Below are 25,316 nucleotides of genomic sequence, written 5' to 3'. Positions count from 1 at the left end.
CGCGCCGGGCTGACATCCAAAACCTGAAACGTTCTATCTCCAGACATATGCTCAGACCTATGTCGATCACCCGAATCCAGGGCAACCAATCATCGGCGTCAAAGCGCAAATCCGCTACACGGGGAACGTTGAGCGCTTACGATGCGCCTGCGCCAATTCGTGGATCATGAAATCAGCGCTCGAGGGCGGCGTCGCCGACCCGGAACGCATTCCGCCGGAGCTGCTGAAGGAGATGTATCTCGTCGGCAACCGCAAAGGCCATTATCGCGCCTTCCTCAATCTGCTCCGCAACGCCGAAAGCTGGGAAACGGCGACCAAGGCCTATTCGAACATCAGGATTCCCGTGCTGCTGCTCTGGGGCGCCCGCGACTGGTCGCGGCCAGAGGAACGCGAACATGATCGTCAAATCGTGCCCGGCGCGCAAATGGCGACCGTCGAGGACGGGGGGCACTTCCTGCCGCTCGACAGGCCGGACGCGGTCATCGAGCATTTGCTCGCCTTTCAGGCGCCGCTCGTTGGGAAGCCTTCGTCATGAAGGCTTGCCTTTCGGCATTGCCTGTCTGGACTCGCTTCCCCGAGGCGCGCACGCCTGGGACTAGGCACGGCTACGTCCGGCTGGCGCGAACATCCGGCAGCTTTGCCGACAAACTGGCGCAATCAAGCGCTCGTATAACGCCGTCACGCGCGATCGAAACTAGAAGGAGCCGCAACAGCTATCAATGACATTCGGCACGGAACACCGCTCCCTGCCCTCTTCTGCACTCTACAGCCACCGTTTTTACTACCCCTCACTCCCACTCAATTGTCTAAAATCCAGATAACATATTGATCTAGCTCGGTTGTTTATCGCCCGCAGCCCAAGAAATCCGACGCACGACCCGTCAAAATCTTACAGTGTTGATTTCAAATGGAAAACTTCGCAAAATTTTTTTGCGCGGTTTCAGCACCTATCGAGGCCGATTGCTCCAAAACCCATTTCGGAGGAGCCGATGACCGCTCCAGCCACCACAGAAAAAGTACCGTCACGCTCTTCGTCGGCGCGATGCGCGGGTGAATTTTCGTTAGTCTTCCATCAGCCAATCAGCAGCTAGATGTTTAGTCCCGGCATCTCATAGAGCGAGTCGAGTTTGCGTCTCCCTGGCTCCTTCGTCCAGAGTTTGCATCATGTTATACTAACCTGCCGTGAGTTTGACTCACATGGGATTCCCGAATCGGCAAATGTCTGATTCTTATTGGCGAACCGGAGGGAGGTTCGTCATGGCGGCAGCGGTGCGATTGCGTGATGATTTTAGTGCCGAGCGGCTTCGGGTGTTGGCGCGAGGCTCGAAAGACGCACCACAAGCGCGCCGGCTTCTCGCTCTGGCGACAATTTATGATGGCGGAGCGCGCAGCGAGGCGGCAAAGATTGGTGGTGTAACGCTTCAGATCGTCCGCGACTGGGTGTTGCGCTTCAACGCACATGGCCCGAATGGCCTCCTGGATCGCAAGGCGCCTGGCCAGCCATCGCTGATGAAGGATGAGCATCGCAGGGCGCTCCGGCGCATGGTCGATGACGGACCCAAACCCGCGATCCATGGCGTCGTGCGTTGGCGGATCGTCGACCTTTGCCAATGGCTCTCGGAAGAGTTCCGCATCTCTGTCTCCGAAACGACGATGAGCCGCGAGCTCCGAAAAATGGGATATCGCAAGCTCTCCGCGCGCCCCCGCCATCACGCGCAGCGCGAAGGCGCCATCGAGGAATTCAAAAAAACTTCCCCGCACGCCTGGAGGAAATCGCCCGGGAACAATCCGTCGATGCGCGCGACACAGAAATCTGGTTCGCGGATGAAGCGCGCATCGGTCAGAAGAACAAGATCACCCGTCGATGGGCAAAACGCGGATCGCGTCACTCCGCCCCACGGGATCAGCGCACCGCCTCGACCTACTTCTTCGGCGCCATCTCGCCTAAGGATGGAAAAGGAGCCGCTCTCATCCTGCCCAAATGCAACACCTATGCGATGAACCTCCACCTTGCCGAGATTGCGCGGAATATTGCACCCGACGCGCATGCGGTGGTCCTGCTCGACCAGGCCGGTTGGCATATGACCGACAAACTCGACGTTCCCTCCAACGTCACTATCATGCACCGCTGCCTGCCAAATGTCCGGAACTCAACCCACGGGAAAACGTCTGGCAGTTCCTGCGTGACAATCGCCTCTCCAATCGGGTGTTCAAGTCCTACGATGACATCGTCGATCACTGCTGTGATGCGTGGGACAGCCTCGTCGAACAACCCTGACGCATTATGTCCATCGGGCTGCGTGAATGGGCGGCCTATCGGTTCTAATCAACGCGGGTTGGTATTAGCCAAATCTGGAAGTATTACACCGCCCGAACAGGGAGCGTGTTGTCAGTAGACATCCAAGCTGGGTCTTAGTCATTTTCCTGGCTGATTGTAAAGGTTGAGCGTTCCGTGCAGAGGCAGGGCTGTTCAACAGCTCTATGCTTTCGCTTGACCGAGCGGGATAAATTTTCGCTTTGTAGGCCGGGAAGTGTCTGAAGCTATGGGGAGAGTCTCGGCGCTTACTTAGCAGCCGACCTCGCGGCTCGACGTCCATTGCAAGTCTTTAGGAATAGCTCACGTCGATGCAGCACCAACACACTCCGGGACGGTTTGCCAGCGCGTGCAACGGTCACGGCCTTCTTGTGAACGCCTGCTATAATACGAGTCAACCAAGAACATCTAAACCGTGTAGCGCACTACCAGATAAGGTTCAGCACCCAGGGTACGCGTCAGTGCCTGAGTTGGCCCTGCCGCGTCAGGAGGGGCGGACAAAGTGAAAGCTTCATGCGCCTGCAAGTCGGTGGTGCGCGCTGCCGGGTCACCGAACTCGTGATGTTTGCCGTCCATGCCGTAGAGCTCGAATTTTTGCAGCGTCAACTGCTTGCCAGTGACAAAATACGGAAAATAGTCACGCCCTACCGTGATGCTGAGATCCTGATCGCCATTGACGAAGGCCGACCACTCGGTCGGGAAATCGTGTGGCAGGCTGAACAAGAGCGCGAGATTGGCGCCGCTGCCGGAGGCCTCGGCGAAGAGATCGTCAAGCGCGGTTTGCACCTTGTCGATCTGGACGCCGGGGCGCGAGGTGTAACGGTAATGAAGGATCACATCCGAGATCGTCGGGCGGTCGAACGCCGGATAGGCGGTCGGCAGGCTAAGCTGCCAGGTCCCCACGAGCCCTGCCCCCTCGAAGGGGAGGAAGCGGTCGTCATGCAGATTGATGTCGAAGAGGCCGGAATCATTGCTGGCGCTGCTCGTCACGATCGATTGGAGCGCCCCCGCATAATCGACGAAGCGGCTGTCGTCGGTCCCCTGCCGCAGATATTCGCCGTCGAGCAGCAGGGGCGACGTGCGGATCGAACTCTGAAGCAGTGAGAGCGTGGCGTTGACGCTGGTATAGGGGCCCGTAACCGAGGGGATGGAGACCGCGACGCTTTTGATGCGGCGCATATAGTGGCCCGGGCAGTCGCGGTCGAAGAGCCATTCGGGCAGCCCGAACTGGCAGGAGCCTGTGGTCTTGAGTTGCAGGAGCGCGATCGGGTTGAGCTGGCGCAAGGAAATGTGGCGCGTCAGCTCGAACTCGCGCTTGTTGTTGTCGTGGTATGCCATCTCGAGCCGCTTGAGGTCGAGATGCAGCGCCTCGCCGGCGAGCAGGCCCTTCCGGCCCGCGTCCCAATAGTTGAACTTGATGAAGCTCTGGCTGCTGAGCTCGGGTCGCATCAGTTCGGTCTTGACTGTGCGCTCGGCTTTCTGGGCGACGTCGAAGGCAAAGCGGTAATATTCGTAATAGAGCCGTGAGATCTCCCCCTGCATCCAGAGGTAAAGCTCCTTGTTGGTGAACTTGCTTTCGAGGAATTGGTCGATCTCGAGGGCGTTCTGCGCCTGCTGTTTGGCGATGTCGTAATCGTGCTTGGCCACCTGCTCGCCGATCAGCGCGCCGAGGATCTGCCGCCCATTCTGCATCACTTCATGCGCCGCCGAATTATATTGGAGGACCCAGTCGGCGGCGCGGCGCTGGTGCCCGCCTGTCTTGGCGGCGCTCGCCGATTGACCCTCCTCCTGGGCGGCGCTGGTGTTCTGGAGAGACGAGTAGAAGCGCCCCACCGTCGCGAGCAGCGAACCGCCGAAGACGTTCATATGCCCGCCCAGGCCCCAGAAATGAAGGTCGATCCCCATGTCGGGAATGAGCGAGAGCAGCCCCGTAACAGTGTCGGAGTGCATCGCGTTCTCGCGGTTGCTGCGCGCCGCCGGGGGATGCACGTTGAGGTCGGCGTCCTCGTTGGAGTTGAGGTGGAGCTTGCCCGCCCCTACCGCGCCGGATTGCTGCGCCGGCGAATTGTCCAGCGGCCGCTGGATGTCCGGCACCTTTTGCAGCGTCAGCGTTTGGTCGTATTGGGTGACGAGCTTGCCGTGCGCCTCCTCGAAGCTGGCCTCGTCGAGCACCGCGAAATCGATCTTGTCGATGTCCGGCGCATTGGGGTCGTCGGGGACGCCGAGCAGCTTTCCGTAATAGTGGAGACGCTCGAGCGCGGCGCGGCGCGTCGTCGTAAGCGAGGCGAGCGAGTCCTGCGCGCTCTTCCATTGCAGGAAGCGCGTGTCCTGGGTCATCTGTTGGATGGCGATCTCGTGCTTCTGGCGAAGCAGCGCGAGCCCCTCGGCCTCGCCCTTTTCGAGCGCCGAGAGCAGCCCCGCCCCTAGGCTCTTCACCTCGCTTGCGAGCTCGATCGCCTTCTGGATGAGGACCGTGCTGCGCACCGGTCCGATCGGTTGGTTGAGACCGCTGACGATGCTCGACACGTCGAGACCGGCGGCGGCCGCGGCGACCAGCATGCCGGGGTCGATCGGCGGGTCGAACAGCGCGAGCGGGCGCACCACGCCGGTGATGTCCATGCAGTGACGAATCTTGAACAGCCGGTCGGCGACGAGGTCCCAGTAGCTGAGGAGCTTCTCGTTGGGCGGGATGCAGAAATAGAGCGTGCGGCCGATGCCGAAGAGCGGCCCCGACACGGCGTCGCCGCCCGGCGCCCCGCCGTTGGGCGCCGCCATATTGAAGGGAAATGAGGATTCGAGTTCGACCATGGCGTTGCCCATCTGGTCGAGGCTCAGCGCCTTGAGCTGGGCGAAGGTTTTGCTCTGCACGACGCCGAGCGGCGGCGCCTTTTCCGGCCGCGGCCCGAGGATGTTGTTGGCGAGCACGTAGAGGAGCGTGGCCTCGTTGATCGTCTCGACCGTATATTGCTGGTAGAGGTCATCGCCCCAGGCGATGAGGTTGTCGAGATACTTCATCACCACATTGTATTGGTAGGCGACATGCCGGGTGCGCGCGATGGCGTGCGGGTTGAACGGCTTGTTGAGCATCGCCTGATAGCCGTCGAGGATGTCGGCCTGGCGCTTCTTGTCATCGGGGCTGAGGGCTGAGGGCTGCGCGGAGAGAAGCGTCAGCAATTCGTCGATGCTTTTGGGGTCGGCGTCGTTGCGGAAGGCGAGGAAGTTCCAGAAGCGCTTGGGCGGCGGCAGCGACTGGTCGTTGGACGTCGGATCGAAGATGAAGTGGAACCAGCGCTGCGCCTCGGCGAACCGCCGCGTCTTGGAAAGATGCGTCGCGACGGTCATCGGGATGTGGAAGAAGAGCTCCCAATTGTAGTTGGCGTAGGGGCCATGTTCATCGACATCGATATTCTTGATCGGCGAGGTCGTGACGTCGACGACGGCGGTGTGCCGCGGCGCATAGGTGGCGTCAAAGAAGGGCTGCTCCATCGCCTGCGTCGAGGGCGCAAAGAGCGCCTCGATCGGGTCCTCGGCCCGGTTCATGGCGGTGACGATCTCGCCGACAAAGGGATGGAAGAAGTTTCGAAAAGTGTAGGTGAACTTCTCCTCCTGGTGGCCGAAGCTGACGACAATGGTTTTGTCGACGAGGACCGCGTCGTGGAAGCCGAACATGTTGGCGTATTTCATCGCGACCCCCTTAGAGCGCGTTCCGCCGACGTTGAATCCGGTTCGGCGAAAGAAAGCGTGAAAAGACAAAAGACCAGAGCGCCGGTCCGATTCGATCGGACGGGGAAACGCCCTAGCCCGGCCGGACGAGCACCGGCGCCGGCGCCGATACGTCGATGGCGCCCGCGGGGCCGATGTCGACGCCTCCAAATTTGACCGTCGCCGCGACGGCGATGCCCTGCCGGATATTGGCGTCCTGCGTGACGAAGCGCTCGATTGGAGCAGGATCGACCACCCCCGGCAGAATGCCCTCCGGACCGCCCCAGGGCGTGGGCTTGGGGAAGAGCGGCGGCTGCACATAGATCGGCGGCAATTTGGTGATTTCCGGCAACGAGGGTTTCGGGAAGACTCCGTAGCCGCCGAAGTCGGCGACCCAGACCTGCTTCTCCGTGGTGGTGACGAAGAACACGTTGCGCCGGTCCTCGAAGAAGAAGGGCGAGGTCCATTGGTCGGAGACCCCATGGGCGGCCTGTACGGAGCGGACCGGGATGGAATCCGTCAGCACCTCGCGGGCGTAGTAGACCGGCGGCAGGTCGGGGATCCTCGACGAATAGTTGATGGTGTAAGGCTGCCCGCTCTGTGAGAACGACCGCTGCTTGCCAAAGGGCCGGTAGCTGGGCAGAGGCGTCATCAGCTCCGGCGTCGAGTGCGTGTTGTAGAGCCGGAACGCGGCGTTCTGGTGCGCCCCGTGGATGCTGATGCGCAACCCCTCGGCCGGCTCGTCCGACCAAAGCGAGAGCTGGCTGCGGTCGATCAGCGTCATCTCCAGAGGCGAATAGGCGCCCAGATCGGCCGGCTGCGCCGCGTCCGACGTCTGCGGCGGCTGCCACTGCCCATTGTAATACTCGCTCCACGACAGCAACGCCTGCAGCCTCACTTTTACCTCGGCGTCGCTCGTGTTCTTCACCGCAGCGCGCACCTGGGTGAGACTGAGGTCGGACACATGAGTCGTGCCGCCATTGGCCGTGGAGGCGGCGCCGGGATCGGGCGCAGACTGCGGCGTCTGCTTGAGGAAGTTGAGCCAGAAGAGCAGCAGCCGGTTGTTCCATACGACTGGGATGACTGGAGCGTCCTCGATCTTCAGCTTGATCTGCTCCCAGGCCGTCCAGTAGCCGTATTCATAGCGCCGGTAGTAGAAATTGGTGCTGCCTGCGCCGGCTCGCGCCACGACATGGATGATGTCGTCGGCCTCGCCCGCCCCGTTCTCCTCGATGCACAAGCCGCAGGGCACGAGATGGGCGACGTCGCTCAGCTTGGAAAGATAGCCGAGCACCGCCTGCCCCGCCGAATCGTCGGTGATGTCGGCCTGGAGGAGCTGGCCCTCGATGTCCTTGAAGAACGGCGACTTGTCGTCGCGCAGTTCCTGTTCGAGCCAGTTTTCGGTGTGGATGAAGACCTCGCGATTGGCCTGCCAGAGGCGGAAGCGCTTGCGCCAGCGCCACTGCTTCGAGTCGATAGACCCCGGCGACACGTCAGCTTCGAGGTTCATCAGGCACCGCTCGATGAAGAGCTGCGCCGAGGACAGCGCGAGGCGTATGCGCGAGGTCTTCGCGCAGGAGGCCATCTCCACGTCCATGAGGAAATATTCGTAGAGCTTGTCAGGCGTATCGATGTTGGCGGCGGCCGGAGTCGGCGGGTTCTCCTTAAACTGCTGCAAAATGTACGCGACAAGCGCGTCCCGCTGCAGCTCGCGCAACGCGTCGTTGATCGGCTTGATGATGTCGCGCCAGTCGTCGGCGGCGTAGCGGGCCTTCAGCGCGGCCTGGAAATCGCGCACCACCGCCGCCGTCGGCTCGTTGGTCGTCGCCTTGATGAGGCTCGCGGCGGAAATCCCCATCGCGGTCACCGTTGCGAACGCCCTTTCGAGCCGCCGGAGCACTGCAAAATGCGCCAGGTCCGCTGGCGCCTTGCCGAAATGCTTGAGCATGTCGGTCAGCGAGACAGGGTCCCAGAGCGAGAGTTTGAACAAGACGCCATCGGGCGCCGTCGTGGCCGCGGCCGAATCTTTCAGCACCGAGAGCAGCCGGTCGTCGTCGGGCGACCATTCCGCCTTCAGGCGGCTGAAGGCGAGCAGCGCCTTGAGCGGGGCGAGCAGCCCCACAGCCGTCGCCGCTAAAGGGTCGCCCGAGACGGGTAACAGGTTGAGCCAGCCCTCGCCGGCGATCCGGTAATCGGGATCGGTCGCGAAATGGGCGATCTCGGCCGCGCTGAGCTTGAGGCCCGTGGCGAGCGAGGCCGCCTTCATGATCCGCACATAGGCGGCGGAGAAGGGCGGCATGATCGACGGCGGATAGAGATAGCGCCCCGGTATCACCGCGCGCGCCGCCTTGGGCGTCTCCCAGCTCAGGCTCAGATTCGTGACGACCCGCTCGACCTTGAGCACGATGTCCACCAGCCGGCCCGCCGCCAGCAGCAGCGGGTTCTGGTTTCGCCACACCGCGCCGTTGCGGGTGAGCGGCTGAGGAGTCCCGTCGAAGGTGAGCGTCACCAGCGCGGTTGCGTCGGTAGAGATCACGAAATTGTAGTAACCCGCGTCGGGGATCTCGACCGATCCGGTCCAGATGCCCGAGATCGCCGCTCCCGCGACAGGATTGGCCGGCAGCGGATTGGCGGCCGAGTAGTCGATGGCCGGCGCCGCCGCGACGCTCTGATCGACCACCCCGGTGGGCGCGTTGCGGAAGAAGAATTGCGCCGCAAGCCCCGGCGTGCCGAGCGCCAGCACATCGTCGAGCACCGAGCGCCCCGCGTTCCCCGCGGCGTGGAGCGGGAATGGCCCGGCGCCGTCTGGCGCAAGCAGCGCCGTCGCGCCCGCCAGATCGAGCCCCGCCGCGCCGCCCAGCCGGTCGAGCGCCTGCTCGCTCTTGCGCCGCCGCGACAGCTCCGGCTGGAAGGCGGCAAGGAGCGCCGTGCGCTTCTGCTCCGGCGGCTGAGCGGACGCCACATAGGCGTCGTAGAGCGGCTTGAGTTCGGGATTGCGTGAGAAGAACGAGGCGAGCGCGTCCGAGGACGCGTCGTAAAGCGCGCCCACCGCATCCTTGAATGCCTGCTGCACGCCCGCCGTGGCGACGAGGGCGTCGCGCATCGTTTTGGACAGCAGCCCCTTATGCGACAACCGATGGACGAAATCGTCGTAGGCGAGCGCCGGATCGAGCGCGGTGATCGCCGCCTCCAGCGCGCCAGAGGGATGCGTGTAGGCGACGTCGAACCGCGTCGTATTGTCGATGAGGGCGATGAACGCATCGGCGACGGCCTGCCCGTAAACGAGCGTCATGCGCGCCTGGAGCACGTCCCCCGTCGGATCGTCGGTCACCGCGAACTGATTGTCTATGGCGGCAAAATCGGCGCGCAGCGTCCGCGCGAATGCGGCGATGGCGTCGGGCTTGGGCGCGGACTGGCCGGAGAGGTCCTGATTCCAGACGAGATAGAGCGCCGCCGCGGACTTCATGCCGCTCTCTTTGAGCGACTGCACGAGCTCGATGAGCCGGGTGATCGGCGGGGCGGCGTTCGGGGCGGCCCCGATATCCGGCGGGGCGAAAGGATCGATTCCAGTGAGCCCCGTCAGCAGCAGCAGCTCACGGACAGATAGCTTGAGACTGCGCGCCAGCCAGCCGCGCCGGTAGATGGCGGAGATGTTGGCGAGGGTGAGCGGCGTGTTGGCGTCGAAGCCGAGCGCCTTGACGATCTGCTCGAACTCGTCGCCAGAGAGATTGAAGGCCCCGCGCAGCGCCTCGGCATGACCGAGGACGCGCTGCGCGGCGTCCGTCAGATACTCGCCATAGCCGTTGTCGGCGAAGGCCGGGTCGCGGTTCGGCGTCGAGGGGGCGATAAACATCGTCCTGTAGAGCGCGCTCGCCCCCTGGGTGGGGATGTCGCTCCAGACGGCCAGCAACCGCTGCAGCGCCTTGGCGGGCGCCAGCGAAAGCGCATCCAGCACGCGCACCGCAACGCCGAGCCGCGGCAGCAGCGTCGAGAAGCCGGCGTCGAGCTTGGCGAGCGTATCGAGGTCGCCCGCCGTGATCGGTCCGCAGTCGGGCCGGTAGAGCGAACAAATGGCGATATCGGTCTGCTCGATGGTCCAGCCGGTCTTTTGATAGAGCCGAATGAATCGGAGCAATCTGACGAAATCGACGGCTGTGAGTCGCGTGCTCGTGTCGCCCGGATTGGCGACGGGCTTCGAATATCGAAATTCCAGCCGGTCGAAATTGCATCCCGTCGATTTGCCGGTCGGATCGACGAGGGTGATAATGCTCATCAGCCGCGCATAGTTCTGCGGGTCCTTGACCCAGGCGACGATGTCCCCGCCGAATTCGGCCGGGTCAGGCGCCCCCGCCCCCACCGGCAGCAATGCGAGAAAAGCCGGGCCGGTGATCGTGCCGTCATGCACTGCCTGCAGGGTGCTGAACGGCACGTTGAGCCGCGCGAGCTTGGGGACGAGGCCGCAATTTGGGTTGATGAAGCGCGTCTTGAGGATCGCCACCAGATCCTCGTAGGACACCGTGACCCGCCTTGCGAAAGCCTTGGCGTTGGAGAGCGCGGCGATCAACTGCGCCTCTGTCTTGCCGGCGGCGAAGCCGTAGAGCGCGTTGAGCGTCAGCGCGCTGTCAGACAGAACCCGGTATTCCGGCCTGGAGAGCTTCAGCGCCTCCATCAATATGTCGCGCCAGCCATAGGCGTTGGCGCCGCGTTCGAGGTCGTCGGACTGACGCAATCGCTCCATGGCGTCGGGCAGCGGCGCCTCGAACTGGTCGAAATGCCGGCGCAGCGCTTCGAGCGGCCGATGGAACGGCAGCGGCGAGGGAAACCACGCGCCCTGCAGGACCGTGTAGGCCTGATCCATCACATATTGCGGGCTCGCCAGCAGGTCGTCCGAGACGGCGGCGCCCGTGTCGTGTCCCTGAAAGCCGGTGAGCGTCAACGGCCCGGCGGCGTTGGCGACATAGAACTCGAGCGTCTCGTTGACGATGTCGATATAGGGCAAAACCGTGTTGGTGTTCTCGCAGGTGAGCGGCAGGTGCTGGATGTCGGGCCGGCGGTTGAAGAGAACGGACTGCGCGTTCTGCTTGCCGTCCGCCGCCTTGTCGATGAACTGAAGCAAATCGACGAGATAGGCGGCCGGCGACAGGATCGACCGGCACTCGTCGCAGGAGCAGAAATCCATCGAGCCGAAAAGGCTCTCGAGCGTCGGATAGGCTATGACGGATGTTGCGTCGACGTTCTTCGCCTGCGGACGCGCGTCGAGGAATTGCCCGCCAACCGCCGCGCCGTTCGCATTGAGCGGCCCCATCTGGATGGCTCCCAGCGGCGCCGCGTTCTTGGCCGAGAGGAACCCGATCGTGAGGTTGAGCACCGCGCCATGCACCTGCACCGCGCGGTCATAGACCCGCGCCGCGACGTCCTCCCCTCCCATCTTCTTGCCGAGCGCGCGGATGAAGCCTGAACGATCCTGCTGCACGATATGGTAGGCCGAGTCGAGCTCGCTCTCGATCAGCGCGCCCATGGCCGCGTCGTTCGGAGTGAGCTTCAGCGCCCGCTGCACGCGCTGGATGGCTTCGGTCGTCGCCTTTTCGGCGCTTATGTTGTTTTGCGCCAGATACTGCTTGATCGGCTTGGCAGTGAGTTCGAACTTGCCCTGCTGCTCGGTGAGGAACTTCACCACCGCCGGTCCGTTGTCGAGCTTGACCGCGCCCGCCCCGATCATCTGCGCAATCGCCGCGGTCGGATAGCTGATGCGCAACTGCGCGGCGAGGTAGCCCGCATAATTGGCCGCCCGCTCCTGCGCATTGGCGCCGGGAATCTGCGGCGGGACCTGTTCGGGCTTGATGAGCTCCTTCCAGCGGGCGGGGTCGTGAAAGCCCTGCTGGACCAGCTTGAGCGGGTCGCCGACGCCGTCGAGCGCCTTCATCAGCGGTGCGTTGTTGAGCGTCAGAAAGGCGAGCTTGCCCTGCGTCTTGAGCTTTTCGGCTGTCGGCGCGCCGACCGCTTCGGAGACGGCCTTCCAGAAACCGGGAAGGTCGCCGTCATGGGTCGCATAGAGCGCCGCGACCTGCCGCTGCTGCGGCGCTCCGAGCCCGGCGAGCGACAGCATGTCGCCGAATGAAGAAGCACCGGCGAAAACCGGCGTCGTAAGCAGGCGATCCGCGCTCAAGCTCTGGAACGCCTTGACCATCTCCGGAATCCCGTAGGCCGATTTGGCCGGGATGACGCCGCCGGTGACCGCCCCTTTCCAGATCGCGGTCAGCGTGTCGCCGCCGATGTGATAGAGCGCGTCCGCATTGGCCGGCAGGCCGGCGCGAAAGAGCGCATAAAAATAGGCCGCCGGAATCTTGCCGTCGGCCTGCGCGCTGAATTGATCGGCGAGCGCCGCAAGCGCCACGGCGCGAGCGTCCCAGCCGGTTTTATTGGCGAGATAAGTGATGTCGGAGCGCCCGCCGCCCTCTTTGAGGTCGCGAAGGTTGCCGCGCAGCAGAGGCGCGACCGCGCCGGTCAGCGTCTCGTGCTCGCTGAGCAGGATCGCATCCGCCGTCGCCGGCAGATTGATGTCGAGCGTCTCGCTCGTGCCGGCGCTGTAGCGGACGACCGATGCGCCGATCAGCTTGTCGCCGGCAAAGGCCTGCGCCTGCAGGTCCGGGACAGTCTTGCCGGTCTGCTTCAACAAATCCATGCCGAACTGCACTGCGTAGCGACCGTTCGCGTCGGTCGTCGTCGCGGCGAGCGTCGTATCGGGGCCGGCCGCCTTGTCGACGACCAGCACCCTGAGCCCGCCGACGCCGACCCGCGTCGACGAGAACAGCTGCCCTGCGACGTTGAACTTCTGCCTCAGCAGCGCGATGGCCTTGCTGAGCGCCGCCGCCGTCACCGCCTCGACGAGGCCGTTCGAGTCGAGCCCCTGCTGCTTCTGGAAGCTTATGACGGCGTCGGCGGTCGAGCCGGCGAACATGCCCCGCCCCATCTCGTCGGCGCTGATCCTGAAACCGAGCTGGGCGAGCTCGCTTTGCAACTGCTTCACGTCGTCGCCGAAAAGCTCTCTATGGAGGTCTCGCCCTGAAAGGTTCATTGCCTCAAGCTCCAAACGTTCAAAACCAGGATCTGACTTTCGCAACCGCTGCTTCGCCCAGCGCCACAGGCGTCGACGCGACTGTGACAACGCCGCCGGCGACAAAGGCGACCGTTTCGTTCACGCCTTTGCGTTCGAGATATTCCTTGGTGTCGATGCCGTGCTGGGACGCGAATTTCGAAACGTTGAGATTGTGCTCCAGCGCCTGTCCGACGAGAATCCCGCCCCCCGCCGCAATCGCCACCGGATGCTTCGACATCATCAGCGAATTGCCCACGAGCCCGATGCCGGCGTCGACGCGCTGTTCCGTGTTCTTGGCGGTCACGAGTTCTACCGCGGACACCGCGACCGCAAGCCCGCCGGCGGCCTTCCCCGCCACTTTGACTGCGGGAGCCAGCGGCTTGAGCGCCTTTGCAACCGGCGCGACCGCCTTCACCACCTTGGAGACCGCGCCCGCCGCCTTGGTCGCCTCGTTGGCCACCTTTGCGACATCGCCCTCCGCCTTCATGAAGGTCAGCGTCTTGGGATCGATGTGGATTTCCTTGAGCGCGTCGCTGACAAGCTTGGCGTCCTCGGTCGCCGCCCGCGCAATGCGCCCGCGAATGCTCTTGTTGACGGCGTCCGCCAGCGCCCGGGACGGGCGGTTGGTCTTCTTGATCGCGCCCACCGCCTTTGCCGTGAGCGATTCCAGCTCTTTGACCTCGCCGAAATTACGCACCATCAGTTGGGCCGCCGCCTTGCGGAAGGCCTCCGGCCCCTTCGCCAACTCTTCGGCGAGTGAAATCTGCGCCTTCGGCGGGATGGTGTGCGACGACACGCCGGCGTTCTTGGTCGCCTGGTTCGTCAGCCAGTCGAGAAACTGCTTGTTTTTAGGGTCGCTCCACGAACCGCCGTTAGCCACGGCCCGGATCTCGTCGACGTTGAGTTTGAGCGCCGCCTCCCGCAGCTTGCCCGAAACGATGGCGTCCGGGATGAGCGCTGTGAGGCCACGTAAGAGCGAGAGCCCGCTCTTCGCATTGGCTTTGTCGACGTTGTCCTGCCCTTCGGTCCCGCTTGGGTCGGAGAACACTGTCGGGCTGTTGTGGGAGTAAGCGTAGATATTCGCGCCATCGGCGTGGCCCGAGGGATCGCAGGCGGTCCAGCGCCCGAGCCAGGGGGCGTAATAGCGCGCTCCGTGGTAGGAGAGGTCGTTTTCCTCGTCGCGCTCGCGGCCGGTGTAGCGGTAGCGCTTGGGCGTCTCCGTCTGCGCCCGCACCGCCTGATAGGAGGTGGAGCCATAGGGGAAATATTCTTCGTAGGAGATGACGTCGCCCGCCGGGTCGAGTTCGAGCGTCGCAGAGCCGAGATGGTTGGCGAACTGGTGGCGGATGAGTTGCGGCGGCGCCGGATCATTGCCTGCCGTGCGCGTCTCCGCGATCACCACCCGCATCTTGTCGAGCATCGCCTCGAAGGTCTCCCGCTCGAGCGTCACGGTCACGCCGTCGCCGGCATATTCGCGGTAGATTTCGATGCCCCCGAGATAGAGCCGCTCCGCCTTGCGCGCCGGCGCGGCGCCTGCGGCGGCGGCCCGATCGGTGACCTTGCGCTTGCGCTGGCCCGCGCCGTCATAGGCGTAATAGGTGGTCTCGGGCGTGCCGGCGTTGACCACCTGCCGGGCGCTGGCCGAAAGCCGGTCCTGCGGGTCCCAGCGCATCATCGGCAAATGCGGCATCGACGTCATGTTGCCATGCGCGTCATAGGCGTAAGGATCGCTGAACGGCCCCAAGGGATTGTCGCCCGGCGCGCTCGTCGTCGAAAGCCGGTTCGACATCTCACTCGCCGTGATGCGGCTCGCCTCGCCATAGACATAGCGGCGCGTCCAGTTTCCGCTGGCGACGAGGTGCGACATCTGCACGAGATTGCTGGCGTCGTCGTAGACGTAGCGCTCGGTGTACGTGCCGAGCGCATTGCCGTCGCCCGGCGCGGCGATCCGCAGGCGCGCGCCATCGTCGTTGCCGCCCTGCTGCGGCGGCAGAAGTCCGCCCCCATTGCGCCCGAGCTGTTCGCGGCCGGCCGCGGCGACCAGCCGATAGAGCGCGTCATAGGTGTAATCGGCGGTCGGATCGACTCGCTGATTTCGGAAGAACACGACATTGTGGATGTCGGCGTCGTCGCGCAGCCGGGTGACGTTGCCCGCAGGGTCGTAGGCGTAGCTCAGCGCCTGGACCGTCGTGGCGTTGGGGTCGGCCGACGGCCGCGTCGTCGTGAACGTCAGGAGACGCCGTGTGAGCGGATCATAGGTGGAGATGCTGCTTAGCCCGTCGCCGCGGTCGATGCGGATTCGCTGGCCGTGTGCGTCGTAATCGACATTGGTCACCGCCTTGATGTCGGCCACGGCCGGATCGAGCAGCGCCCCCGGAGCCGCCCCCCGCCGCAGCCAGACGCTGAGCGATTCGATGAGGCCGGCGTCGTTGTAGCCCGGTTGCAGGATCGAGACTTTCCCGCCCGCCAGATGCGGGAGAATGGACTGGATCGGCCGGTTGAGCGCGTCGTATCGGCTCGCGGACTGGAAAACTTCGCCGGTGACGAGCAGCGGCGCCGCCGCCGCGTCCAGCGCGACAAGGTTGATCGGCGCGCCCGCGCCGAGGGCGGCGAGCGGCGTCCAGTCGGGCGCCGTGGCGTAGCTCGCCGCCATCTGCTGCGTGCTTTCGGTGAGGTTGTCCTTGAAGTCGTAGCGCTCGTGCGACGACACACCCGCCGCGTCGTAATGCCGGAAAAGCTTGCCCTTTAAGTTGCGCGCGGGATCGGGATGGTTCTCCCCGTAAATCAACCGCTCCGCGAGCATCTCGCCCGCCCCCTTGCGGCCGACATACTGATGCGTCGGCCGTTGCAGCAGGTCGTAGACGGTGCGGAAGGTGTAGCCGCGATCGTCCCAGTGCCGGAGGGGGTGGTTGGCGACATTGGGCAGCATGAGCCGCATGCCGCCATCCATGGTGACGTAGCAGAGCGCGGCGCCGAGCATGTCGTAGCCGGCGACATATTTGAATCCGCCGCCGCCCGGCAGCGGCTCGCGCCGGCAGGTCTCGCTCACATGCCGGCCGAGCGCATCGATGAGCACGAGCGGCTTGTCTTCGGTATCGAGCGCAGTGCGCTGCGCCAGGCGCTGCCGCACTCCGCCGACAACGCCGTTGTCGACGACGAGGAGGCATGTCCGCCCGAGCGAATCGAGGAGCTTGAGGCGTGGCGTCGCGGCGTGTGCGGCGGCCTTTTGCGCCGCATCCTGGTTGGCCGCCTTCTCGGCCGCATCCGCGCCGAGCGCGCCGCCGATACGCCGCTTGTACCAGGAAGTGAAGGCGTTCGGCGCGTTCCCGAGCAGGCGCTTGAAGAAATCGCCCACATCGGGGTCGGTGCGCGGATCGTCGAGAAGCACCGTGTCGTTGCGATCCCAGTCGGTTTCGCTCCAGGCGTCGAACACGGTCTTTTCGTAGCTCGAGTCGGGATGGAGCGTCGCCACCGCGCGCTCGGGCGGATCGTAGAACAGCACCGCGCTCACCCCGGTCTGATGCGCGAACTCGAAATCATGCGTCGCCGAGAAGAAAGGCTCGTAGCGGCGTACCGGCTTGCCCTTGTTGTTGTAGATCGTCCAGCCGCTGCCCACCCAGCGCGGCGCCACGATGGCGGCCGCGTCACCCACCGGCCCCGCCTCGGCCAGCGCCTTCTGCTGCGCCTCGCGACCGAACCCGTCGGCATAAAGAAAACCGTGCCGATAGCGCGACGCCGCGCCCCCGGCGAGATCCGCCGCATGTGTCTCCCGCGCCAGCGTATAGACCATCGGCGCGTCGGGGGCCGGCGCGGCGCGCGTGCGCATATAGGCGAAGGGATCGTAGACGACGCGCGAACTCGCCTTGCCGAGGATTACGCCGGGATCGGCGAGCGGGTTCTGCCGCACCGCCGCCACGGTCGGATCGTCGAGGTCGGCGACGAAACCCGCGAGGCTATCGCCCTCCCCCGCCTTGCCGCTTACTGCCGAGCCGGCCACGCGCCCGAGCGCGTCGAATGCGAGCGAGGTGGTGGCGCCATTGGCGTTGGTGCTGCGCCAGGGCTGGAGCACGCGATAGTCGTTGTCGACGAGGGTCACATTGCCGAGCGCGTCGGAGCCCCGCACCGGCATCAGGTCATAGGGGTCGAGGTCGCGCCGGTCGACCGCGCCGAAGGGATCGACGGAGCGTCGCGGCCGGTAGAAATGCGCCTTGGCCTCGGCGAGTTCGATCGCCGGGCTGTCGCCGTCGCCGGGCGAAAGATACACGCGGCCGGAAGGCGCCCACCAGTCGGGGCCGCCCAGTCGTACATAGCCGCCCTCGGCAAGCATGGCGTCGGTGACGAGGCCGCCGAAGACACGCGCGACGAGCCCCGGCGTCAGCGCCAACTGATAGGTCTCTCCCGCGAGCCCGAGCGTATCCGCCTTGCCGAGCGCCAGCAGGCCGGTGAGGTCGTCGCGGCGGTAGAGCGTGCCCGAGCGCGTCACGATCCGCCGCCCGAGACCGAGCGGATTGCCTACCCCCTCGATATCGGGCGTCGAGACATCCTCGTAGGCGATGTCGTTGGCGCCGGCCCAGAGCGCCACATGCCGCGCGTCGATCTCGTCGAATCCGAAGCGCTCGCCCGCGGGCGCGAAGCCGGTGAGCTCCGCGATGATCGTCTCGCTCGGCATCGGCCCGCGATAACTGTCGAGAGGGCCCGCCGTGATCGGCTCCCCGAGGCTCTCCGTGAAGGCGTGGCCCGACCCGCTGATGTGAAGGCGTGCCTGATCGTGCGCCAGCATGGCGCGAAACGCCGCCGAGAGATCGGGCGCAGGTTCGGCATGGCCCGGCCGCCGCGGATAGGCGATGGAGGCGCCGCGCAGCGCATTGCCGAAATTGTCGACCTCGAGCGTGAATTCATGGCTGAGGCGGGGGTCCTCGGGATTGCGCTCATAGTGCCAGGTGAGCGCCTCACGCGGGAACGTCATAAACACCGCATGTTGGTTGCGTCCCTGCCGCTGCAGGCACCGCACCGCATAATTGTGCTCGGCCACCGAATAGGGGTGTTCGGCGGCGGCCGAGCCGTCGAGCCCGAAAACCTCGACGCGCAGCGCCGAGCCCTTCAGCGCCCGGCAGGCCTCCCGCTGCTCGTCGGCGGTGAGGCCCGCTTCGATCACGCTGTCAGCCATCGCCCGCGCTGCCCGCGCCGCGACCGCCGCGGGGCTGTCGCCGCGCAACGCCGGCTCGATCCAGTATTCGCCGGCATATTGCCGCGAGATCGCCGCCGCCTCGAGAAACGCTCCTGTGTGGAACCAACTCCGTGTCAACACCGGCGGGTTGAAAGACTCCTCCGCCTCGTTGGCGGGTTCGGCCTCGGGAAAGAGCGTGTCGTCGCGGTGCTCTTCGGTGTCCCATTGCTCGACCATGCCGAAGCCGCGGAACTCGCGCTCGACGCCGTCGAAATGGCCGTGATGATAGGCGTAGCGGGCGACCGCCCGGCTGCGCCCGATCCAGTCGAAAGTCTCGACCCGCTCGACCACCTGCACCGGAAACGGCAGCCGCGTCACCCACGGCCGGCCGGCGAGCTTGTCCTCGAGATAGAAGCGCGTGGAGGGCGCATAGCGCACCCGTGTCTCGGCACCGAGATTGTTGCGCACCGAAACCAAGAGATGCGGCTTGCACGATCCCATCAGGTCGACGTAACGCAGCGTCGCCCCTTCGGCCGGCAGGGGCGACGACCAAACGAGACAGGCCGTGCCGTTGCCGAGCAGGTCCATCGTCTGCACGCCGCTGAGCAGCGAGGCGTCGGGAAACACCGCGAGCCGCTGACGCCGGGCAAGGGCGTTGCCAGACTGGTTGAAAAAAACATCGACCCCGGCGGCCCCGATATAGACGACGTCTGTCGAGCCCGAGCCGTCGATGTCGACGAGCCGCACGCGCTTGGGGTCGAACAGGTCGTCGCAGTCGAAACGGGGCGAGCCGTCCATGGTGACCTTGGCGCCGAACTTTCCGTAACCAAGGTTGGGCCAATAGCAGACCTCGCCATTGCACACCCGCACCAGGTCGCGCAGGCCGCCGCCCGACATATCCGCGAAGGACACTGTGAAAGTGCCGTCGGCGTAGACGAGATGAGGTCCCCGCTCCTCGTCGGGCGGCGTGGGTATGCGCTCGGCCTCGGCAAAGCCCTCCAGGCCAAGCGACCGATAAAAGGTATAAGCGTCTTCTTCCGTGATCAGGACGTCGGCGAGGCCGTCGCCGGTGAGGTCGACGAACTGCAGGTTTGGTTCCGACCAGCGGATCGCCGGCAGCGCCGGGAGCGGCTTGAACGGCTCCCAGTCGGCGTCGGCGGTGCGTTGCCGGTAACCTGGGACCGGCGCCTCGAACGAGACCAGTTCGAGCCGGCCGTTGCCGTCGAGATCGAGGAACTGGCCGCCCGGCTGGTCGAGGCCAGGTAACGGCAGCCGCGCGATGCGCTCGCTGGCGCCGAACCGCGCCCGCGCCATGGGCGCCTGATCGGGCCCGGCGACCGTGTTGATCGGACTGAGATTGCGCTTGTAGCTCCAGCCGCCATGTTCCTCGCTGAGGATGCCCGACAGACCCTCGCCGTCGAGATCGACCCAGCGAAAGCGCGCGCCGTCTATGCCTTCGGGCAGGTTGGCGCGGCTTTCGGCGTCGGTCAGCGTCAGCACCTCCGCCGAGAGGCGCGGCTGGCTATAGGCGAATTCGACGGGCGGCAGCGGCGAACGCGCATAACCGCCCGGCGCCGCGCGATAGCCGGCCTGCGTGATCGACTGCAGGAAAGTGTGGATAGGATTCGCCGGATCTGCGGGAGCCTCCTCATCCGAATAACGCAGATCGCTCGAGCGCACGAGCAGCGAGGCGCCCGCCGTTCCCTCGCGCGGAAAGTCATGGAACATGAGGATCCGGCTGCAACGGCGGTAACTGCGGACCTCGAACCCCGCGCGGTAATGTGAAAATGGATCGGGGCGCACCGGCCATGGCTGGTTACGAATGGGCGTCGGCTTGGCGTGATCGTGATCGCCATAGTCGAAAACGAGCTGGAAATGCCAGTCAGCGGGAAGCGCCGGTTCGGCGCCGCCCGCCGACCAATCGGGGAACCATGGCTGCTGGTTGCCGTAACGGATCGTCTTGAGATAGCGCTGGGCCGCGCGTCCCGACGCCATCCGGTTCGCCTCGTGCGCCGCCGTCTTGTCGACGCCCACCGAATCCTCGGCGACGTAGTCGTAGTGGACGACATTGCCCTTGTTATCCGCCATGAGACTGACAAGATAGCTGAAGACTCGCCGCGGATCGGCCGGATCGACAATGCGACTGTTGCTGTCGCGACCGAACAAAGTGACGATGTTGTCGCGGCTGATCGTGCGCCAATGGCTGACGCCGGTCGCCGTTTCCGTCCAGCGTTCGATGCGCGAGAAGAGCCCCTCGACTCGCGGCCGGTAGAGCCTGATCCTGTAAGCGATCTTATGGACTGTGCGTCCGAATTCGACCCGCGCCCCCTGTGCGTCGAGCACAGGCACGAGGTCCTCGGCGCCCGCAAGGATGAAGACGTCTGTCTCCTCGCCGTCGCGATAGCGGGGCAAACCCTTGTCGGTCTTGCGCGTGATGACGGGAACGGGCATTTGCCAGCCGAAACCGAACGGGCCGTTGCCTGCGCCGCTGTCATAGGTCAGCGAAAGCTGCGGGCCGAAGCCATCGCGGCCAGGGCTGGCGCCAAGCGGAATCGACATCGAACTCGTGCCGGTCACTGCGTTCACGGCGAACTTCTCGCCCATGCTGCGGATCGCTCCGCCGCCTTTCGGCAACTCGATGCTGGGGAGAGGAGATTGCCGCTGGCCAGCCAACTTCTCCGGAGCGCTTGTAACGGCCCTTTCGCCTTCCATGCCGTGCTCCCGAAATTGCTAGAAAAACACCGCAATCAACCTTAGACAGGGCTCCCTTGCTCGAAGCGCCTGACCTTAAAATATCGATCATTGGATCATCGAATGACGGAGGTGGCAACAGGCGCGCGCAAGAAATTATTGCCGGCAACTTATTCTGATCCATCCCATGCGTTGCGATCGAGGGGTGATGAGCCTCGACCGTTCTATGCGAAAGATCGAGTGCGCTCGCTCGCAGAACGCCGTCACGCGTTGTCGAGACTAGAAAAAGGAGCCGCAACAACTATCGCCGACGTTCGGTAATGAAGCACAGCTCCCTGCCCCCTTCTGCACTCTACAGCCGCCGTTTTTACTACCCCTCACTCCCACTCGATTGTTTAAATCACATCTAACAAGTTGATATAATTGGTGTTCTTTGCCGGTTTTGCACAAGGTCGCCGACACCAAGGCCGTCAAAATGCTACGCTTCTGATTTCAAAGGGAATTTTCCCCAAAAAATTTTTTGCATGGTTTCGGCATCTATCGGCCTCGATTGCCTTATTGAGCGGCAAAACTGGCCCGACGCACGCCTCCGCCTGAGCGGCTCAAAAGTACCGTCAGCACCGCCCTGAAGCCATTAGCCATCAGGGAGATTCAACTGCACTCGAGACGCTGATCTCGGGCTCATCTATACTCATGCATACCTCTTACGAATAGACCCGCTTTCGTCCATCCTCCAGTCCCTATATTTTCCGCCGCCACGCCGCCCCCAAACACCTAGTCGACCAGTGGCCTCGCATTCTGCGGCCGAACGATCGTCACCAGTGTCCGCGCCCGCGTCAGCCCCACTCGCAATAGCCGGCGGCTGCGCTCAAATGGGGGTTGCTCAGTCCGTTCGTCAAAGAACCCCGACTTGAAGGCACCTTCCACAAGCACGACACCATCGAACTCCTTGCCCTTGGCCTTATGCATATTCATCAGGATGCAGCCGCTCTGTGAATCGCGCTCTGCAGCGATGAGCCGCTCTTGTTCGAGAATGCGCCTCACAAGGTCACTCGCACCCCCGTAGCTGCCTGATGCAAGCCAGCGCTCACTAAGCCCCGATGCTAGAGCATCCGTCGCCCTGAAGAGGCGGACAAGCCGCACTTCGCGGAACAATTCGCTGAGTGCAGGCATATCCTGGAGCAACCGACGCGCTGCCTTCCAGTCCACTACCGGCTCACCGATCAACGCGACCCCAGCCGCGTGAGCGGCGACCAACGCCTTCGCGGCCTTGATCCGCGGTTCCTCACCCTTCGCCACCTTGGCTGCGGCCTCGTCATATTTGCGAGCGTTCTCAGCTGCCGTATTGGTTTGCTCTTCGGCGTTCTTCACCTTGTAGAAGCCAGCGATTGCGCGAAGTGTCCGCGCTAAGCTCTCTGCGGCCGGCCCCGTCGGCCATTCCAGGATCGATGCGACGACGACTGCCGCCGCGGCCGACAGCTCCGCATCCCACACGACATCATGCTCGACCATAGACAGCGGCTGATTGTTATAGGTGTGAGGTTCCGACAGGATCATCGACAGATCGGAAATCAGGGAGTTACTCCGCGACAGCACCGCGACGCTCGGCTTCTCGACACCCTTTCTCCGCAGCGCGCTGAACGTCCAGATCACGGCCGCATGCACCGTCGCGGGGAACGCGTTCCCCCAATAGCTCACGAGCTTCACGTCGGATGTGACTGGCAGTGGACTTTTATTGCGCAAAACGGCGTCAGCGAACTGAAGGATGCCGGCGTTCGGACTCCTGTGGTTTTCGCCGCCGAGATCGAATTCCGCAATCGCGACAGTCTCTCGCAAAATGTCCAGCCGGCGCGGATCGATTTCGTCGCGATAGTCGAATATCCGCTGCTCGGGATCCGCTAAGCAGAAAACGTCGGTCACTAGAGCCAGCGCCCTCACAATCCGCCACTGATTGTCATCAGTATCCTGGAACTCATCCACGATGATCATCGGAAACCGATCAGCGATCAGCCCGCGCAATGCTGCGCAACCTTCGAGCAGAGCGGCCGCGCCTGTTGCGAAAAGGTCGAAGCAATACAGCCCCATTTCCGCCGCCTGACGCTGGCGCTCGACATTCCAGTCCCCATCGAAGGCTGACTTCTGAAGCCTCTCCTCGCTAGGGAAAAGGAAACGCACCGGCCGCCCGTGCAGCAGTCGCCCATGTGCTTCCAGCATCTCCATGCAGAACGCATGGTAGGTCTGAACCACGACGGATCGGCGCTGGCTCGGCGTCAGGATTTCCTTGCAGCGCAACAGGACCTGACGGATCGCCGCGCGCGAAAAGCTCAGAAACAGAATTTCCTGACCGGGCTTCAATGCCGCGAAGCGGCCTTGTGCCTTGAATAGCGCAATCGTCGTCTTGCCCGAGCCCGGACCACCGAGCACCAGCAGGTGCCCGGCCTGTGCGATGATCGCCTTGCGTTTATCGCAAAGGTCAAGCTTCATCCCAACCGATCCTCGAAATCGCCCGGCACCGGCGCCGCAATGTCTTCGGGCACGGCGCTAAGGGTCTTGTGGATCGCCTCTAATATCTCGCGGATGGTCGCGGGCAGTTCCGCCGCGGTCTGGCACTGCGCGATCAGCATCGCGGCATAACCATAAGCCTCGCCCTTGCGGGCCTTGAGCACTTTGGTCGCTAGCGCCGCAATGTCGGCATCGCCGGCCGCCGGGTCATAGGGCCCGACAGCGGGATAGTCAGACCGATCCTTCACCTCGTCGAGGAAGCGCCGCACAACCGCGATCGGCATCTGTTTGACAAGGACGTTCTCGATCCCCTTCTCTGGTGATTCCCAGACTTGGGTGTAGCTCTTCATCTTGTCGAGGGAATCCTGACCCAACGCGACGTTCGGCTTGTCGTAGAAGCCGAAGGCCAGCTTACCGAGAGCCGAGAATATCGGCCCGTGACGCGGCACGGCATTGTCCGCACCGGCGTCAAAGACGCTGACGCCAGCTAGATCGAAGTGCATATAGGAGTTGGCGGCCAGCGAGGCTTCCATGATCGAAGATGCGACCGGAAACAGCGATGCCTCGGTCGAGCCCTCCACCACCAGCACCGCTCGGCTAAGAATAGCCTCCGCGAACTGGCGACACTCGGTCCGATACGTCTTTGGTTTCACCGCTTGAGCGTCGATCGGCTGACCCGTCAGCGCGCCATCTTCGTCGCGGGTGAGGATAACAATCTGCGCTGGATCGAATTGCTCGATCACATAGGGTGAATGCGACGTGACGATGGACTGTCCCATCTCGGCGAGGACGAAGCGCGTCACGCGCCGCTGTGTATGAGGCGGCAGCGCGATCTCCGGCTCCTCCATTGCGAAGATTACAGATTGCTTGTCCTTCAGTTCAGCGATGAACGTCAGTAGTGCGAAGACCAAAAGGTTAATCGACCCGGTGCCGAGTCGGCCGAACGGCACGAGATGCTCCCCTGGCTGCGCTGCGATGAACAGGCGCACGACCTCGCGCAGATGCTCGCGTGTCAGGTCCGACGCGAAAAATGCCGTGGAATTCTCGCCTGGCGCAAGGTTAACGAAACGGCCCATGCGCGACCGGATTTCCGCGCGGATGTGCTTCAGCTGCTCAATCTCACCGATTGCCGGGTCGAGCGCCTGCAGCCGGCTGAGCGTATCCTGCCACATCTCGGCGGCGCCGGCCCCGCCGAGCTTCAGCACCGAATCGAGCAACGACCCCCGCTGCAGGCTCAGCGCTCGGGATCCAGTCCGCAGGGTCCGCAAGAACACAAAGCCACAAAGCCGCTTATGAACACGCGTGAACGGAATGCGCCCCTGGCCGAGCTTGATCTCGCTCTCCTCATCAAGCGCATCGACTTCCTTGGTCGGATGGTCGAAGAAAGTGTTCCCGACGAAATCATCCTCGTCCCGGTCGTAGCGGCCGACGAACAGGAGGGGCAGTGCCCAGACGACGCCATGCGCGTCGGCCTGGTCGAGCCCGTTATCCCCTTCGTCGATAAAGGTGCCGGCCTTATCGTCCCACCGGCGTAGATGACCGCCGAAGCGGCGTGTTGCTTCCTCGGAAAGATCGACAAGAATAGCCTCAATGCGGATTTCGACTGGGGCTCCGTCCGCCGTCAAATATCGTCCGCAGTGGAAATCGTGCTCATCAACCACCGGCCTGCGATAGAGCCGCTCCGGCCCCAACACGAGATCCAACGCCTCACACACGGTCGATTTGCCGACGTTGTTCCCTCCGACGAGAAGTGTATGTCCGGAGAAATCGATGCGTCCCTCAGAGGCGCCTCTGAAATTCGTGATTATGAGGCGTCGGACTCGCATAGTTTTTTCCCCAATTCT

The 25,316-nt window shown here is 63.8% G+C and carries 6 protein-coding genes and 1 pseudogene; 2 read left to right on the top strand and 5 right to left on the bottom strand.

Annotated elements, in window-relative coordinates:
* Positions 1-166: 166 nt before the first annotated feature.
* Together ACR652_RS06760 and ACR652_RS06755 are read left to right on the top strand one after the other, a co-directional pair.
* Positions 167-535, top strand: coding sequence for an alpha/beta fold hydrolase (locus ACR652_RS06760; protein WP_434505753.1), 369 nt, complete (start codon positions 167-169; stop codon positions 533-535).
* A 722-nt stretch (positions 536-1,257) separates the two neighbouring features.
* Positions 1,258-2,278: pseudogene (locus ACR652_RS06755) on the top strand (IS630 family transposase).
* 444 nt (positions 2,279-2,722) lie between these two features.
* Here the strand turns inward: ACR652_RS06755 and ACR652_RS06750 are convergent.
* From ACR652_RS06750 to ACR652_RS06730, 5 genes are all read right to left on the bottom strand, one after another.
* The gene (locus ACR652_RS06750) at positions 2,723-5,998 is read right to left on the bottom strand and encodes a hypothetical protein (RefSeq protein ID WP_434505752.1); all 3,276 of its coding nucleotides are present in this window, start codon (positions 5,996-5,998) and stop codon (positions 2,723-2,725) included.
* Between the two features lie 112 nt (positions 5,999-6,110).
* Positions 6,111-13,091 carry a neuraminidase-like domain-containing protein gene (locus ACR652_RS06745; protein ID WP_434505751.1) on the bottom strand — a complete coding sequence of 2,327 codons (6,981 nt, stop codon included), beginning with the start codon at positions 13,089-13,091 and terminating at the stop codon, positions 6,111-6,113.
* Between the two features lie 19 nt (positions 13,092-13,110).
* Entirely contained in the window at positions 13,111-20,883 is a 7,773-nt protein-coding gene (locus tag ACR652_RS06740; protein ID WP_434505750.1) for a SpvB/TcaC N-terminal domain-containing protein, read from the bottom strand.
* 861 nt (positions 20,884-21,744) lie between these two features.
* Positions 21,745-23,454 carry a UvrD-helicase domain-containing protein gene (locus ACR652_RS06735; protein WP_434505749.1) on the bottom strand — a complete coding sequence of 570 codons (1,710 nt, stop codon included), beginning with the start codon at positions 23,452-23,454 and terminating at the stop codon, positions 21,745-21,747.
* Entirely contained in the window at positions 23,451-25,298 is a 1,848-nt protein-coding gene (locus ACR652_RS06730; protein ID WP_434505748.1) for an ATP-dependent nuclease, read from the bottom strand. Before ACR652_RS06730 ends, ACR652_RS06735 begins: the two co-directional genes overlap by 4 nt.
* Positions 25,299-25,316: the final 18 nt, after the last annotated feature.

The sequence above is a fragment of the Methylocystis sp. genome, from assembly GCF_051061225.1.
GTDB lineage: Bacteria > Pseudomonadota > Alphaproteobacteria > Rhizobiales > Beijerinckiaceae > Methylocystis.
This window is presented reverse-complemented; position numbering and strand designations above follow the sequence as displayed.